This window comes from Pseudofrankia inefficax (genome assembly GCF_000166135.1).
Classification (GTDB): Bacteria; Actinomycetota; Actinomycetes; order Frankiales; family Frankiaceae; genus Pseudofrankia; species Pseudofrankia inefficax.
In genome coordinates this window covers 1,631,898-1,646,361 of sequence record NC_014666.1, presented here as the reverse complement: position 1 = coordinate 1,646,361, position 14,464 = coordinate 1,631,898, and the positions used below count along the sequence as shown (strand labels likewise).

At 73.4% G+C, this 14,464-nt stretch carries 14 protein-coding genes; 4 read left to right on the top strand and 10 right to left on the bottom strand.

All coding sequences use genetic code 11. From position 1 onward, the window contains the following. Position 1: 1 nt before the first annotated feature. The gene (locus FRAEUI1C_RS06575; protein WP_013422503.1) at positions 2-430 is read right to left on the bottom strand and encodes a nuclear transport factor 2 family protein; all 429 of its coding nucleotides are present in this window, start codon (positions 428-430) and stop codon (positions 2-4) included. 309 nt (positions 431-739) lie between these two features. After that, complete coding sequence (locus tag FRAEUI1C_RS06570; protein WP_013422502.1) at positions 740-2,227, bottom strand: MFS transporter; 1,488 nt, start codon at positions 2,225-2,227, stop codon at positions 740-742. A 112-nt stretch (positions 2,228-2,339) separates the two neighbouring features. Here FRAEUI1C_RS06570 and FRAEUI1C_RS06565 point away from each other — a divergent pair, with 112 nt between their 5' ends. Further along, entirely contained in the window at positions 2,340-2,681 is a 342-nt protein-coding gene (locus FRAEUI1C_RS06565) for an ArsR/SmtB family transcription factor (RefSeq protein ID WP_013422501.1), read from the top strand. 37 nt (positions 2,682-2,718) lie between these two features. Here FRAEUI1C_RS06565 and FRAEUI1C_RS06560 read toward each other — a convergent pair whose 3' ends face one another. The 3 genes from FRAEUI1C_RS06560 to FRAEUI1C_RS06550 are packed head-to-tail and all read right to left on the bottom strand — an operon-like array spanning position 2,719 to position 5,045. Then, positions 2,719-3,801: a quinone oxidoreductase family protein gene (locus FRAEUI1C_RS06560; protein WP_013422500.1), complete on the bottom strand. Its 1,083-nt coding sequence runs from the start codon at positions 3,799-3,801 to the stop codon at positions 2,719-2,721. Between the two features lie 40 nt (positions 3,802-3,841). Next, a complete protein-coding gene (locus FRAEUI1C_RS06555; protein ID WP_013422499.1) occupies positions 3,842-4,594 on the bottom strand; it encodes an SDR family oxidoreductase in 753 nt (250 codons plus the stop codon). 1 nt (position 4,595) lies between these two features. Continuing rightward, positions 4,596-5,045: a cupin domain-containing protein gene (locus FRAEUI1C_RS06550; RefSeq protein WP_013422498.1), complete on the bottom strand. Its 450-nt coding sequence runs from the start codon at positions 5,043-5,045 to the stop codon at positions 4,596-4,598. Positions 5,046-5,330: 285 nt separating this feature from the next. Here FRAEUI1C_RS06550 and FRAEUI1C_RS06545 point away from each other — a divergent pair, with 285 nt between their 5' ends. Then, the gene (locus FRAEUI1C_RS06545) at positions 5,331-6,500 is read left to right on the top strand and encodes an acyltransferase family protein (RefSeq protein WP_049806834.1); all 1,170 of its coding nucleotides are present in this window, start codon (positions 5,331-5,333) and stop codon (positions 6,498-6,500) included. A 66-nt stretch (positions 6,501-6,566) separates the two neighbouring features. Here the strand turns inward: FRAEUI1C_RS06545 and FRAEUI1C_RS06540 are convergent, their stop codons facing one another. After that, the gene (locus FRAEUI1C_RS06540) at positions 6,567-7,700 is read right to left on the bottom strand and encodes an acyl-CoA dehydrogenase family protein (RefSeq protein WP_013422496.1); all 1,134 of its coding nucleotides are present in this window, start codon (positions 7,698-7,700) and stop codon (positions 6,567-6,569) included. A gap of 238 nt (positions 7,701-7,938) precedes the next feature. Between FRAEUI1C_RS06540 and FRAEUI1C_RS06535 the strand changes: the two genes are divergently transcribed. Then, entirely contained in the window at positions 7,939-8,946 is a 1,008-nt protein-coding gene (locus FRAEUI1C_RS06535; protein ID WP_013422495.1) for a DUF6081 family protein, read from the top strand. A 22-nt stretch (positions 8,947-8,968) separates the two neighbouring features. Here the strand turns inward: FRAEUI1C_RS06535 and FRAEUI1C_RS06530 are convergent, their stop codons facing one another. The 4 genes from FRAEUI1C_RS06530 to FRAEUI1C_RS06515 all read right to left on the bottom strand — a co-directional run bounded on the left by FRAEUI1C_RS06530 (position 8,969) and on the right by FRAEUI1C_RS06515 (position 12,471). Beyond that, positions 8,969-9,931 (bottom strand): 3-hydroxyacyl-CoA dehydrogenase NAD-binding domain-containing protein, encoded by a 963-nt coding sequence (locus tag FRAEUI1C_RS06530; protein WP_041258958.1) that lies wholly within the window; start codon positions 9,929-9,931, stop codon positions 8,969-8,971. A 130-nt stretch (positions 9,932-10,061) separates the two neighbouring features. Then, positions 10,062-10,562, bottom strand: coding sequence for a MarR family winged helix-turn-helix transcriptional regulator (locus FRAEUI1C_RS06525; RefSeq protein WP_232425322.1), 501 nt, complete (start codon positions 10,560-10,562; stop codon positions 10,062-10,064). A 19-nt stretch (positions 10,563-10,581) separates the two neighbouring features. Beyond that, positions 10,582-11,220: a carbonic anhydrase gene (locus FRAEUI1C_RS06520; protein ID WP_041260266.1), complete on the bottom strand. Its 639-nt coding sequence runs from the start codon at positions 11,218-11,220 to the stop codon at positions 10,582-10,584. A 147-nt stretch (positions 11,221-11,367) separates the two neighbouring features. Then, positions 11,368-12,471 carry an alpha/beta hydrolase gene (locus FRAEUI1C_RS06515; RefSeq protein WP_013422491.1) on the bottom strand — a complete coding sequence of 368 codons (1,104 nt, stop codon included), beginning with the start codon at positions 12,469-12,471 and terminating at the stop codon, positions 11,368-11,370. Positions 12,472-12,826: 355 nt separating this feature from the next. Between FRAEUI1C_RS06515 and FRAEUI1C_RS35955 the strand changes: the two genes are divergently transcribed. Next, a complete protein-coding gene (locus FRAEUI1C_RS35955; RefSeq protein WP_232425321.1) occupies positions 12,827-14,455 on the top strand; it encodes a penicillin-binding transpeptidase domain-containing protein in 1,629 nt (542 codons plus the stop codon). Positions 14,456-14,464: the final 9 nt, after the last annotated feature.

The window sequence follows — 14,464 nt, the reverse complement described above, 5'->3', positions numbered from 1 at the left end:
TTCACCGCTGGCCGTCGTGCGTCACGGTCCGCGAGCGGTTGTGGAGCCGGCCGTCGAGGCGGACGAGCACGTCCCTCGCGGTCCCGCTGAAGGTGACCTCGGGCTGGCCGCCGGGCCGCGTCCGCAGGACCAGCGCGTAGAGGGTCGACTCGATCGTCCCGTCGTCGAGGGGGACCAGTGTGATCATGTTGAACCAGTGGCGCCGTTGCACCGGGTCGGTGGCCGCGCCGGCGTGGAAGTCGTACAGGTCGGCGACGATCCCGGCCCGGGTGCTGGCCGCCGGCCGGGTTGGGGTGTGGGTGAACAGGCCGTCCTCGGTAAACGTCTCGGCGAACGTCTCGTACTTCCCACTGTCCAGTGCCTGCATCTGCCGCGCGTAGAACTGCTGGACCTCGACGTACAGTTCGACGGATACGCCTTCGCCGGCCATGAGAACCTCCACTTGAACGGTTCCGTACGTTTCGCGCGGCGCCCTCCCGCGCCGGCCGCCCCCGCGCGGCTCGCGCGACGACGGGATAAGCGCGGGAGTTATCGCCGTGCTGTCGCAGCATTACCGGCCACGGTGGCGAATCAATTCAGTCCCGATGGCGGGCGGCTGGAGAAATGCTCCAGACCGGAGGGCGCCAACGAGCCCAGGGCGCGGCACCCCGCCGCTGCTCAGCGACGAAAGCGCCCGACCGGTCCGTCGCGGGGGCGGCGGACCGGTCGGGCGCTTCCGGTATCGGCTTCGGGCGGCGCGCTAGGCCTCGGCCCCGGCGGGGGCGGTCTTCGGATCGGAGCCGGCCGCGGGCCGGCCGGGTGCCGGCGCGGCGGCCTGGGCGGCGACCGCGCGGGCCAGCACCTGGACCAGCGCCGTCATCACCACGACGGCTCCGAGGGCGACCCAGGCGGCGAGCTCGGCCGCCGTGGCGTAGTCGGCCCGGCCGGTCCTGGAGCCGAGCGAGGTGAAGAACAGGGTCCCGATCAGAGCGACCCCGGTGACGCTGGCGAACTGCTGCGTCGTCGACAGCATCCCGGCCGCCACCCCGGCCTGCTGGGGCGCCACGCCGGCCAGCGGGACCCCGACGAGCGACGGCAGGATCAGCCCGTTGCCCAGACCCACCAGGCCCAGGGCGACGACCAGCCATGGCTCGGTGATCCGCCCGCCGAGGGTCTGCAGGGCGACGGCGGCCAGCAGCACGCCGGCCCCGGTCACCGCGCAGCCGAGCGTGAGAACCCGCAGGCCGTAGCGGGTGACGAGGCGCCGGCCGCCGAGCGACGCCACCATCGCCAGCACGGCCATCGGGCCGAAGGCGAGGCCGGCCCGCAGCGCGGACAGCCCGAGCCCGTTCTGGAGAAGCAGGCTCATCACGAAGATCGTGCTGGTGAAGAAGAGCATGAACGTCGCGTTGATGGCCAGCCCTGCGTTGAAGATCCGGCCGCGGAACAGCCCGAGGTCCAGCAGGGGCTGACCGCCGGAGCGGGCGAGCCGGCCCTCCCACACCAGGACGAGGGCCATGGCCGGGACCGAGGCGGCGAGCAGCACCCAGGCCCAGACCGGCCAGCCCAGGTCGCGCCCGAGCACCAGCGGGACCAGCGCGAACGCCAGGGACCCGGAGATCCCGACCACGCCGACCAGGTCGAGGCTGGGCCGGCGCCCGGTGTCGGCCCGCGGGAGCAGGCGCAGCGCGAGGCCCAGCACGAGCAGCCCGATCGGCACGTTGACGAAGAAGATGACCCGCCAGCCAAGGCCGAACACGTCCGCCACCAGCAGCAGCCCGCCGAAGATCTGGCCGCAGATCCCCGAGAGCCCCGCGGTCACGCCGTACCAGGACATCGCGCGCGGGCGCTCCTGAAGGGGGAACACCGCGGCGACCAGGGCCAGGACCTGGGGAACCATCACCGCGGCGGTGAGCCCCTGCAGGAGGCGCGCGAGCACCAGCTCGGTCGTGTTCTGGGCCAGGCCGCACAGCACCGACGCGACGGTGAAGCTGGCCATGCCGGCCAGGAACAGCCGCCGGTGGCCGAACAGGTCCCCGAGGCGCCCGCCGGTCACCAGGCCGGCCGCGTACGTGAAGACATAACCGCCGACGATCAGCTCGAGGGCGGCCTGACCGGCGTGCAGCTCGTGCTGCAACGAGGGGATCGCGACGTTGACCACGTTGCCGTCGAAGCCGTACATGAAGAATGCCGCCATGATCACTGGCAGCATCAGCCAACGTCGGGAGTCAGGGATGGGGGTGGCCATGCCGGCTCTCCTGATTCGGTGGTGATTGTTCGATGACGGTCGACCAGGTCGATACTCATCGAACAGTATCACGATCTTCAACGTCCGCGCCGGACCGACCTACACTGAGGCCATGACCGTTGTGCTGGACGAGTCACACCCGGCCGTCGAGGAGCTGCGACTACCCCGGGTCCTCGCGGCCCTGGCCGACCCGGGCCGTCTGGCGACCGTGCGGGCGCTCGCCCAGCTCGGCGAGTCCGCGTGCAACCGCCTCCTGCGGGACGCCGGCCTGGCGGTGAGCCGCTCGACGTTCTCCCACCATCAGAAGGTCCTGCGGGAGGCCGGGATCATCCAGGTCCGGGTGCGCGGCTCGGAACGCATCCTGTCCCTGCGCAGCGACGACCTCGACCGCTGTTTCCCCGGTCTGCTCGACGCGGTGCTGAAGACCCAGCCCGAGTTCATCGGCTCGCCCTGACCAGGGCAGCTCGCCGGGTCCTCGGCGGCGGCCCGGATCAGCGGCCAGCCGACGACCCGGCCGCCTCGCCCAGCACGGGACCGCGCGGGTGGTCCCGGCCGCCGGTGTCGGCGTCGGGAAGGGACGGCAGCAGGACCACCCGTCCCCGGTAGGCCCGCGACTCGACGATCCGGTGGCCCTCGGCCGCGCCCGACAGCGGCAACCGGGCGTGCACCTCGCACGTCACCCCGCCGGTGCGCAGCGCGGCGGTGAGGTCGGCCAGCCCGGCCTGGAACTGGGTCGGGCGGGCCGCCCGCCAGGCGGACAGCGCGAAGCCCGTGACGAACTTCAGCCCGATCAGGTCCATCGTCGAGATGCTCGGCACGTCGAGGCCGCCGTCGGACGAGCCGTAGTACACCAGCCGGCCGAGCGGCGCGAGCAGCCCGACCCCGGCCCGCAGCAGGTTCCCGCCGACCCCGTCGAGGATCAGGTCGACCCCGCGCCCGCCGGTCGCCGCCCGCACCCGGTCCGGCCAGCCGTCCTGGGTGTAGTCGACCACGACGTCGGCGCCCAGCGAGCGCGCGAACTCCCGCTTGGCCGGGGAGCCGGCGGTCGCGACGATCAGGCCGGCGCCGGCCCGCCGGGCGAGCTGCAGGGCGACGTGGCCGATGCCGCCGGCCGCGGCGTGGACCAGGACGCTCTCGCCAGGCTGGAGGCGGCCGATGTCGAGCAGGCCGGCGGCGATCGGCCCGGTCCCCGGCAGGAGCGTCGCCACGGCCGGGTCGAGGTCGGCCGGGATGGGGACCAGGCCGCCGATGTCGGCCACGACCCGCTCCGCGTAGCCGCCGTGCAGGACGAACACGCCGACCCGGTCGCCGATCCGCGGCGCGCCGGCCGCCGCCGCCACCCCCGGGCCGAGGCGGTCGATCACGCCGACCACGTCCCCGCCCAGCACGACCGGGAGCGTCGGGCGCCACATGGGCGCCGGGAAGCGCTCCTGCCGCATCTGGGTCTGCGCGAAGCCGACGCTGACCGCCTCGACCGCGATCCGCACCTGGCCAGGGCCGGGTTCGGGCGCCGGCGTCTCGGCCAGCCGCAACACGTCGGGGCCACCGAAGTCACGCAAGATCACGGTGCGCATTTGTTCTGTCCCCTCCGCCCGCCGCGCGGGCCGGATCGCATCACCACGGAACCGGGCCGGCCGCGCTCTGGAAGGTGGCCGTCGGGCCGTCGTCGCCTACCGTGGCCAGCCGGACGACGATCTGCGCGCCCTCCCGCGCCGTGCCCGGGCCGGCGTGGTTGTTGATGTCGGTGGCGACGAAGCCCGGCTCGACCGCGTTCACCTTGATCCCGTGCCCCCGCAGGGCGTTCGCGTACAGGATGGTCAACGCGTTCACGGCCGCCTTGGACGACCCGTAGGCCAGCATCTGGAAGGCGGCCAGCCGCTCGGGCTGCCCGGTGTTGATGCCCAGCGAGCCGAGGTTGCTGGAGAGGTTGACGATCCGGCCGCCGCGCGACCGGGCCAGCAGCGGGATCATCGCCCGCGTCACCGCGACCAGGCCGAAGACGTTGGTCTCGTAGGTCTCCCGGACCTGGGCCGCGGTCGTCTCGGTGACCGGCTGGCCGGCGTCGACCAGGATGCCGGCGTTGTTGACCAGCACGTCGAGACGCCCGAACGTGTCGGCCACCCAGGCGGCGGCCGCCTTCACCGACTCCTCGTCGGTGACGTCGAGCCGGACGGCCCGCGCGTCGAGGCCCTCGGCCGTCAGCGCGGCGACGGCGGCCTCGCCCCGCCCCTCGTCGCGCGCGCCGACCAGTACCGTCAGCCCGCGCTCCCCCAGCTGGCGGGCGGTCTCGAAACCGATCCCCTTGTTCGCTCCGGTGATCAGCGCGATGGTCGCCGACGGGGCCGTCGCCAGGTCAGGCGTGGCCATGTCAGACGTACTCGACGTCGTGGCGGGCCATCAGTTCGGCCAGCCGCCGCCGGTCGCGGGGGCCGTCGGACCGCGAGAGCTCGGCCAGCTCCTCGAACATCGACTCGACCCCGCCAGGGCTGGCGATGCACAGAATCGTGCCGGGTTCGGCGCCGATGTTGCGGAATCCATGCGGTAGCCCGCGCGGGCCGTAGACGACCGTGCCGGGCGTGGCCAGGACGACCCGGCCGCCGAGCCGGATCTCGTAGCGCCCGGACGTCACGATCAAGGCCTCGTCGACCGTTCGGTGCTGGTGGGCGGGCGGCCCGCCGCCCGGGGGCGTGGTGAGCTCCAGGAGCGAGAACCGGCCGCCGGTGTCGGTGGCCCGAAGCAGGAACCGCCCCTGTTCCGCGGCCCACCGGACCGGGGGGATCTGGTCACGCACGACCACCTTGCCGGGTGTCCCGGTCATGAGCGGCTCCCGTCGTCAGCGGTTCGGTCGGCCGGGCCGCCATCGGCCGGGCCGGGTGCCGGTGACCGTGCTCCGGGCCGCTCGCGATCCGCTGAAGGCGCGGTGGAGGCGGCCGCGCCGGCACCGGGTGCCGGCGACGGCCAGCCCCGCTGTCCCGAGCCGTTCTCCAGCCACCCCCGAGCCGGCAGCCCAAGACTGGCCGTCTTGCCACCCACCTGCTGGAGCTGATGCCCGGTGGAAACCACTCGCCACCATCAAGGTGAACGACTCCCGTCCCTGACCGGGATGCGCTTCATCGCCGCACTCCTGGTCTTCGCCTTTCACGCCGCCTACGAGTTCCCGTTTCGCGACCAGGGCATCGGGGGCGACTATTCGCGGGCGGTGGCCGACGCCGGTGCGCTCGGGGTGGGCTTCTTCTTCGTCCTGAGCGGCTTCGTCCTGACCTGGACCGCGCGGCCGGACGACTCGGCCCGCCGGTTCTGGCGCCGGCGGGCGGTCAAGATCTATCCGAACTACGTGGTCGCCTGGATCGCCGCGTTCGTGCTGATGGTCGCGGCCGGCGAGGCCGTGACGGCGTCGGCGGCCGTGCCCAACCTGCTGCTGGTGCATGCCTGGGTACCGCGGGCGAACATTCTCTTCAGCATGGACGACGTCAGCTGGACGCTGTCCTGCGAGGCGCTGTTCTACCTGGCCTTCCCGGTGCTGTTCCTGCTGGTGCGGCGGATCCGCCCGACGCTGCTGTGGCCGGCCGCCGGCCTGATCGTCGTCGTGGTGCTCGTCCTGCCGCTGGTCGCGAAGCTGCTCCCGGCGTCGCCGCTCTTCGTGACGACGCCGGTCTGGCGCCTCTGGCTGGTCTACATGCTGCCGCCGGTGCGGACCCTCGACTTCGTGCTCGGCATGGTGATGGCCCGCATCCTGCAGACCGGCAAATGGATCCGGGTGGGCCTGGGGCCGGCCGTCGTGCTGGTCGCGATCGGCTACTACATCTCGCTGCACGTGCCGAACCTCTACACCTTCGTCGCCGCGACGATCATCCCGATCGCGCTGGTGATACCGGCGGCCGCGGCGGCCGACCTGCGGGAGCGCTTCTCGCCGCTACGCAACAGGGTCATGGTCTGGCTGGGCGAGATCTCCTTCGCCTTCTACCTCCTGCACCGGCTGATCCTGAAGTACGGCCACATCGCCCTGGGGCGCAGGCGCACCTGGGACACCGCGCCGGCGGTCGGCCTGATCCTGCTGGCACTGGCACTGGCGATCACGGCCGCCTGGCTGCTGCACGTCCTCGTCGAGAAGCCGGCCATGCGCCGGTTCGCGGTCAGCAAGCACACCCGACCGGCGGCACCGGCCGAGCCCGCCGGCGCCGGGCCGGCCGTGATCGGGCCGGCCGGGGCAAGGGCGGCGGAGCCGTCCCGGTCCGCCCCTGCCGGCGCGGCCCCGGAGCCGGTGGGGCCGTAGCCCGCGCTCGTCCCGGCCGGCGGCCCGGTCGTCCGTGCGGGGCACGGACGACCGGGCCGCGTCAGGTCAGGCCGGGGCCCGCAGGATCTCGTCCGCGTACGCGGCGGCGGCCGGCTCGAACCGGACGGCGACGTGGCTGGCCGCCGCGTGCACGTCCCGCCAGGCCCGGCCGATGGGGCTGTCCTCGGCCTGGGCCGAGCTGCCACTCGCGGCGAACACCCGGTTCGCCGCGTCGACCAGGTGGCTGATGGCCACCACGCTGTCCCGGGAGCCGCGGGCCGAGAGCAGCGGCCCCGGATCTCCGGCGTCGGCCGTCGCCGCGACCCGGTCGAACAGCAGCTCGGCCGTGTCGATCCCGGCCGACGCCCAGGTCAGCGGCCCGTCGAAGGCCGCGCGGTCCACCGGCCGGCCCCGGCCGCCACCGAGCTTCCGCGCCGTCGTGGCCGACCAGGCGGCCAGCATCCCGCGAGCGGCACCGAGCGCCGGGCCGCCGAAGGCCAGGCCGTTGATCGCGCCGAGCGGGACGTTGTGGCAGGGCGCCGGGGAATCGGAGCCCTGACCGGCGGCGATCCGGGACCGGGCGACCGACCGGTGCGCCGGGACGAAGACCTCCGGCAGCACCAGCGTGTTGCTGCCGGTGCCGCGCATGCCGGTGGTGTGCCAGGTGTCGCGGATGGAGTAGGCCTCGCGCGGGACGGCGAAGAACCGGGCCTGCGGGCCGCCGTCGCCCGGCGCCAGCGCGCAGACCAGGGCCCAGGCCGAGAAGTCGACCGCGCTGATGTAGGCCCATTCGCCGGACACCAACCAGCCGCCGGGCACCGCGGTGGCCGATCCGGCTGGCATGAGGGCGCCGACGAGCAGGGTGTCGGGACCGGCCGACCAGACCTCGGCCCACCCTGGCGCGGGCAGGAAACCGGCCATCCGGCCGACGTAGGCGCTGACCGAGGCGACCCAGGCCGCGGACGCGCAGCGCTCGCCGACCGCGGCGACGGCCCCGGAGAACTCGCGGAGGGAGCCGGCCGCGCCGCCCACCGCGCTCGGCACGAACGCCCGCAGGAAGCCGGCCTCGGTGATCGCCTCGACGACGTCGGGGTGGAGGCGGCGGTGACGGTTGGCGTCGGACGCGTGCTCGGCCGCGATGCCGGCGACCCGCCGCGCCGCGTGGACCAGGTCGTGACCGGCGTTGATCGTGGTTGACATGCCATCGTCCTTGTCGGAAGGGGTCCCGCCGGCACGCTCGGCCCGCGGGCCGGGCGGTCGGGCTGGACGCCGTGGTGGCCGGCGCCGTGTCCGGCGATGGTGGGCGTCGAAGGTCGCGGACGGCTCGAAGCCCGGTCCAGGGACGGGCGGCGACTGGACGTCCCCTTGACCAGCCCTCCAGCCCGGACGGGCACCGTCGCGCCGGACGGTGGCATTCGGCCCGGCGGCGGGAGGCACGGTGCGCGACGAGGTCCGCGAGGAAGTGCACGGCGAGCTCCAAGAGGGGACCCGGCCCGGCCAGGACCCGGCCGGCGGCCCGGATCCGGGCCGGGAGGTCTTCGTCGACGAGTTCGCCGCCGGTCTGGCCACCGCCTGGACGCTGCGCCCGGTCGGTCCCTTCCCGTCCGGGGACGGAACCGTCCGCCCCACGGCCGACGGGCTGGTGGTGGAGTCGAGCGGGGCCCATCCCGACACGGGCGAACCGGCCTTCGCCTACGCGACCGGCCCCGGGCGGGAGAACGACCACCTCAAGTGGAACGCGCTCGTCGGCCGGCCGGCCGGTAGCGGCTTTCCGGGCTTCGACACGCCCCCGGGGGCGACGCTGACCGGGTCGGCGTCGCTACGGGTCCGGACGTTCGGCACCGCCGGGCACCCGTTCGGCGACGCGGTCACCGACGCCTCCACGGATCTGAGGCTGGCCGCCGGGGCGCTGATCCTGGCCGACGTCGAGTCGGGGCTGGTCTTCGACTTCCTCCTGACCGGCGGTGCGGTCTACGCGTTCTACGAGCGCCTCGCCCGGCCGGGCGCGACCCACGCCAGCTTCAGCTACGCCGTTCCGGTCGCCACCCGCCGGCCCGAGGACTGGTCGGCTCTGTCGATCTCCTACGACCCGTCCCGGGGCGCGGTCCGGTGGGCGGTGGACGGGGCGGAGGTCCTCGTCGTCGACCGGCTCGGGTTCCGCGCGCTGGACCGCCGGCACCTGGTGCTCGACCACGGCGGCCGCGAGCAGCCAGCCGCGCCCCGGCAGCTCACCCTCGGCCTGGGGCTGTTCTCCCTGCTCGACGCGGCCGGAGCGGACGGGCGGGGCCTGGTCCGGCTCTCGGCCGAGGGCTGTTTCGACCCCCGGCGGGGCGCTCCGGCGCCCCAGCGTTTCGTCGACGAGCTCGGGGAGACAAGCAACCGCCTGTTCGGGCAGGGAGCGGCCCTGACCGTGCGGCGGGCCGCTGTGACGGTCGGCCCTGGCTGACCGGCGTACGCGCTGACCGGCGTTACGCGTCGGCCGGCCCGGTGCCCGCCGCCCGCGCCGCCGCGATGGCGGCCAGCACCGCGTTCTGCTCGGTGTCACGGCGGGCCGCCAGATCCTCGTAGGGCTGCCGGCCGAACGAGGCGTCGACCTGCTCGATGAGCAGGGCGTGGACGGACTCGTCGCTCGGCGGCTGGCCAAGCCCGGCCCAGGTGCGCTCGAGACCGCCGCCGAGGTGGCTCAGCCAGTGGCGCAGCCCACCGGGGCCACCGGCCAGGTGCAGGGCCCGGAACGGTCCGACCACCGCCCACCGGGAGCCGATCGAGGAGGTGACGACGTCGTCGAGCTCGTCGACGGTCACCACCCCCTCGCGGACCAGGTGGATGCTCTCGCGCAGCAACGCCGCCTGGAGGCGGTTGGCGACGAAGCCGGGCACGGGCCTGCGCAGGGTGATCGGAGTCTTGCCCAGCCACCGGTAGAAGTCGGCGGCGGCCTCCACGACCTCCGGCTTGGTGCCGCGGCTCGTCACCAGCTCGACCAGCGGGACGATGTGCGGCGGGTTGAACGGATGGGCGACGATCACCCGCCCGGGTTCGTCGACGGCGGCGCCGAGGTCGTCCGGCAGCAGGGTGGAGGTGGACGAGAACAGCAGCGCCCCGGCCGGGGCCGCGGCGGCGATCCGGGCGAACAGCTCCTGCTTGAGCGCGAGGTCCTCCGGAGCGGTCTCCTGGACCACGTCGACCCCGGTCACCGCGTCCTCGACGGTGGGCGGGAAGTCGAGCCGGGCGATCAGGTCCCGGACGTCGACCGGCCCACCCGGCATCGAGGCCGCGTAGAGGCCGAGCGCCGCCGCGACCCGCTCGGGGGCCGCCGGGTGCGTGCTGCTGACCCGGACCCGCAGCCCGCGGGCCGCGAACAGGGCGATCCAGCCCAAGCCGATCGTCCCGGTGCCGACGACCGCCGCCGTCTGGGGTGGGCACACGCTCATGGCCTCCGCCTTCCCGTTGCCGAGCCTTCCCGTTGCCGACCTGTCGAGGATCGAGGATCGGCGGGAGGCCTCGAAACGCGCTGGAGTCCGGGTCGTGGTCCGGCCTGGGTTCGCCTCGGGTCGCCCCGGGTCAGCGCGCCGGCACGGGAACGCCGGACCGGTCGGCCGGCTCGCCCCAGGTGTCGGGAGCGTGGTGGGCCAGCACGAGCGTCGCGGCGGCGAGGAACTCCTGGCGTTGGTCCTCGGGCAGGACCTCGAGCGGGCCGGGTTCGGAGGCGTCGAGCAGGTCCTCGATGTGACGCAGCATCCGGGCGCCGGCCGGGGTCAGCGACAGGATCTGGCGCCGCCGGTCCCGCTCATCCCGCTGACGGGTGATCAGCTCGTCCTTCTGGAGCCCGTCGACGAAGGCGACGAGGTCACCGCTGTCGATGCTCAGCCGGGCGGCGATGTCGCGTTGGCAGGCCGGGCCGTACTCCTGCAGGCAGCACAGGATTCCGTGTTGATGCTGGCTGATGCCGACCGAGGACAGTTGATCGGCACAGTGTTGCCGACTCAGCGCGGCCAGTCGGAGAAGCACGAAGCTGGGCCGGTTGCGCAGCACCGCGGGAAGCAGGGCGTCCGATCCGGGCACGTCCACATGATAACGGCGATCATCGGCCCACACCGCTGGGCAAGGGGCCGTGGCTGGCCACGACGCCGACGGTCCCGTCCGCCAGGCGGTAGGACAGCCCGACGACCGCGCACCGCCCCGCCGCGACCTCGCTGGCCAGCAGCACCGACCGTCCCAGCAGGCCTTCGACCGTCCGCTCGATATGGGTCCGCACGAACTCGTCGATGCCCGTCGCGCCCGCCGCGCGGGCCTCCAGGATGCTCGGCATGACGCGTTCCACCACGTCCCCGATGTAGCCGGCCGGCGCGACCCCGTCCCGGTCGGCCTCCGAGGCCGCGGTGACGGCGCCACAGGAGTCATGGCCGAGAACGACGACGAGGGGTGCTTTCAGCACACCGACGCCGTACTCGATGCTGCCCAGCACCTCAGGTCCCGCGACGTGGCCCGCGGTACGAACCACGAACAGGTCTCCCAGCCCGCGGTCGAAGATGATCTCGGCAGCGAGGCGGGAGTCGGAGCAGCCGAACAGCACCGCGAACGGGTGCTGCCTCGGCGCCACCGCGGATCGACGATCGGCGTCCTGGTTGGGGTGCAGCCGGTCCCCATGCACGAAACGCGCGTTGCCCTCCAGCAGAGCCACGTACGCGTCGGCGGGCGAGGCGGGGTCGAGGTCGGGCATGCGCAGCAACGTACCCGACCAGCAATCGACCGCCGGCCGCTTCAGCGCAAGGATGGAGAACGTCACGTGCGACCGCACCAGGGACGTCTCATGGGGTGAAGCGAGCCGGATCCGGGAGGCACGGACGACGAAGGACCCTCGGTGTTTTCAGGCTCCCTGCGGGGGATGGTCCAGCTGGGAGGCGGTCGTGGTGGCCCGATCGGTCGGGATCGCCCAGGTGAGACTGTCGCGGAGCGCGGGCCGCCAGACGCCGTAGTCGTGGCCGCCGGCGCGCAGCCGCAGGATGACGGTGTAGCCACGGCCGGTGAGCAGGCTGGCGATGTGTCGCTGGTCGTTGAGCGCGGTGTGGTCGTCGCGACCGCAGTCCAGCCAGATCCGCATCGGTGGTGCCCCCGGCAGGCTGGGGGCGTAGACGGCGGGGCTGTTGGCCGCGGCCAGGCGGGCGAGGTCGGGCTGACGGCCGAACAGTCCGACCATGCCGCCGGTGTGGGTGGGCCGGTCGAATCCGGACAGGTCGACGATGGTGGCGACGGTGTCGCGGTGGCGAAGGCCGAGGTTGAGGGCACAGAATCCGCCGGCGGACATCCCGGCGAAGATCCGGTCCGCGCGGCTGGGAATGGTACGAAGCCGCTGGTCGACCGTGGGGATCACGTCGTCGATGAGGTAGGTCTCAATGTGCTCGCTCGGGCGGTCGACGCATTCGCTGTCGTCCAGCCAGCCGCGGCTGACCTGCGGTGCGACGAGGATCGCGGCCTGCCCTGCGGCGGCGAGATGGGCGCCGATCTGGGCGGCCCGGTTGGCGCGGTACCAGTCGACCGGGGCGCCGGGAGTGCCATGGAGCAGGTAGACGACCGGGAAACGGCGGGCCGGGTCGGTGAAGTACGAGGCGGGTAAGTAGATCATCGCGCGGTGGGCCCCGAAGCCGCTGTGCACGCCGGGGATCGCCAGGGAGGTCACCGATCCGTTCGGGTGCGCCCGGACCCGGGTGGGCGGCGAGGCCGTGGCGTCATGGAAGCGGGCCGTCGGCCAGCTCGGGTGGCCGACGACGTCGTCGACGCGGGGCAGATAGCCGTAGTGGGCGTTGACGAGGTCCGCCACGGTGGCCAGCGTCAGCAGCGTCGCGAGCGTGGCAACCGGGATCACCGCAAGGCGGCCGCGGCGCCGCAGCAGGATCGAGCCCAGCCAGCCAGCCGCGGCCAGACCCGCCAGGCTGAGGATGAACCACTTCCCGATAACGACCAGAGATCCCATCCACGGCCTCCGATCCGCCCACGCGCCCAACCAGGCCACCACGGCCAACACGACCATATGGCGCGACCGCGACGGACGCGGCGGGAGCGCAGCCGGGCCCCTGTCCGCTTTGACGGCATGAATCGCCACCCGTAGCGTTCCCGGCATGGACCCGTGGGCGCCGGATCCGGCCGAAAATCGCCGATCGGCCAGCACGGGGCCCGAGGCGCGGCGCGCGGCCCACCCGGACGGGCGATACGACCCTGCGGACGAGTGGCAGAACCCCCCCGGCCCGGACCAGGGGCGCGGGTGGCAGGACGCCCCTCGCCCGGCCAGGCGCCATCGGAGCCGCAGGTCGTGGAAGTTCGTCACGCTCGTGACGGTCGCGGCCGTGGTCGTCGCGGTAGCCGTCGCCGCGACCATCGTGACCGTGGTCGCGCCCGGTAAGAAGAGCCATCCCGTCGTCGGTTTCGTGCCGACGGGAACCTCACCGGAGCAGGACGGCGAGCAGCTCACCACCGCTTTCCTGACCGCGTGGGGCGCCGGCAACCTCGGGTTGGCGGCCAGCTACACCGACAGCCCACAGGCCGCCGAGGCGGCGCTCGCCGCGTACCGCGACGGCCTCCATCTCGGCACGCTGCGCGGCTCACCCACCGGCGCCATCAGGCTGCCCGAAAGCGCGCCGGCCGCGACCGTGTCGACGCCCCGGGTCAAGGTCACCGTCGCGATGAACGACCTGGTCGCGGCCACCGCGAGCACCGGGACGATCAGTGGTACCTGGACCTACCACTCGTCGCTGGTCGCCTACCAGAAACCGGACTCGCCAGCGTGGTCCATCGCGTGGGCCCCTGACGACCTCGCGCCGAACCTCACCGCGACCACCCACCTCGCCGCCGTCCCGGTGGCCCCGAAGGCCACGTCCGTCCTCGACTCCACCGGCAACAGCCTCACCTCCTATGGGGACGCGGGCCTGAACACGATCGCGGGAGCGCTGAAGGCCAGCCCACCCAAGGACCTGGGCCAACCGGGGCTCGACGTCGAGATCCAGTCCGCGACCGGAGCGCCCGTCACGGGCAGCCAGGCCGTCATCTCCGCGCCGGTCGACGCCACCCTGGCCACCACCATCAGCGCCAAGGCGGAACAGGCCGCGCGCGGCGCCGTCGCGGAGCACCCGCAGAGCTCGCTCGTCGCCATCCAGCCGTCCACCGGCCAGATCCTCGCCATCGCCAACAACGCCGGCTACAACGACTTCGCGCTCACCGCCGCGGTCGCACCGGGCTCGACCGGAAAAATCATCTCGGCCGCCGCCCTGCTCAGCCAGGGCGTCCTCACCGCGAACACCCCGGTCGAGTGCCCCGCCGTCTACACCGTGCAGGGCATCAGCTACCACAACGACAAGGGCGAGTCCGAGCCGGCGTCGACGCCGCTGTCCTACGACTTCGCCCAGTCCTGCAACAACGCCTTCAGCCAGTGGTGGCGGCAGGAGAGCAACGGCCGCCTCGCCTCGGTCGCCAAGGAGTACTTCGGCCTCAACCAGCCCTGGGACATCGGCCTCGGCAAACCAGCCACCTATTACAACCAGCCGGCGAGCGCCAGCGGCTCCGAACTCGCCCAGAACATGTTCGGCCAGGGCCACCTCACCGCGTCCCCGCTCGCGATGGCCTCGGTCGCGGCCACCGTCGCGAACGGAACCTTCAAGCAGCCCATCCTGCTGCCCGGAGCCGCCCAGGCCGCCGCGACTCCCCTGCCCACCAACGTCGACGCGCAACTGAAAACCATGATGCGCGACGTGGTCACCCAGGGCACAGCCGCCGGACTCGGCTTCGGCCCCACCGTCTACGCCAAGACAGGGACCGCGGACGTCGACAACCAGGGACAGCCCAACAGCTGGTTCGTCGCCTTCGACCCAGCCCGGGACATCGCCGTCGCCTGCCTCGTCCTCAACGCCGGCTACGGCGCCCAGATCGCCGCCCCCGAAGTGCAGCACTTCCTGGCCAACTATTAGACCTTCGCC